We start from the raw sequence: 1303 nt of genomic DNA on the forward strand, positions 1-1303 counted from the left end.
AGCGTGGCAGCGCTGTGATGATTGGTGGAGTAACCATGTATTATAATAATGGGGCATATCCCGATACACAAAATGCAGAAGTGCTGACTATCAATTATTACGATGATTACAATTTTGATACCGCAGGAATAACAAATCCCGGGACCAGCTTTGCAGAACCCATAAGTACCAACACAAAATCCTTGTCCACAGGTAGCAAAGTAAAAGTGCTGGGCACCAACAATTGGATCACTACCGTAAGTTACTACGATAAAAAAGGGCGTACTATTTATGTAGCCAGTAAGAATGAGTATCTAAACACTACCGATACTATAGAAACAGAACTGGATTTTGTGGGCAAAGTAAAACAAAACAAAGCCACACATACCAAAGATGCTAATGCGCCGATAGTAACACTGGATACCTTTACCTATGACCATACGGGTAGATTACTAACACAAACCCAGAAAATCAATAATCAAGCCCCGGAGGTTCTGGTTGCTAACCAATACGATGAATTGGGGCAATTAAAATCCAAAGAAACAGGAGGCGGATTGCAAAATGTAGATTATAGCTATAATGTACGGGGATGGTTACAAGGGATCAACGATGTAAATACACTTGGTAATGACCTGTTCTCTTTTAAGATCAACTACAATACCCCACAACACGGTGCTACAGCATTGTTTAATGGAAACATTAGTGAAACGGAGTGGAAAACAGCCAATGACAATACCCAACGGTGGTACAAATATTCGTATGATGCTTTGAACAGAATCACTTCCGGGATTTCTGATAATACCAACTATAATTTAGGTTTGGTAATGTATGATAAAAACGGGAATATAAAAGAGTTGGAGCGTAACGGGCACAGGGATATAAATGTTACCAATTTTGGTCTTATGGATAAACTAACGTATTCGTACCAAGGAAACCAACTTTTGGCAGTAGATGATGCCCCAACAGCAAGTGCGGTAACAGGGTTTATAGATGGAGCAGAAACCGCTATAGAATATGTATATGATGCCAATGGCAATATGATTAGCGATGCCAATAAAGGGATTACCGGTATAACCTATAACCATTTAAACCTACCAGAAGCAGTAACGATAAATAATGCAGAACATACGGGAACTATTTCTTATATTTACGACGCCACTGGTGCTAAACAAAGAAAAATAGCAACAGAGGGAAGTTCTGTGACAACGGATTACGCGGGCAATTACGTCTATAAAAACGGGCAATTGGAGTTCTTTAACCATGCGGAGGGCATTGTGGAGCATGAAGCAGATGGATATAAATATGTCTACCAGTTTAAAGACCA

At 39.7% G+C, this 1303-nt stretch carries 1 pseudogene; it reads left to right on the forward strand.

Annotated elements, in window-relative coordinates:
* A pseudogene (locus tag ACZIYX_RS23950) lies at positions 1 to 1303 on the forward strand (DUF6443 domain-containing protein); the annotation flags it as partial.

This window comes from Aquimarina sp., assembly GCF_977115655.1.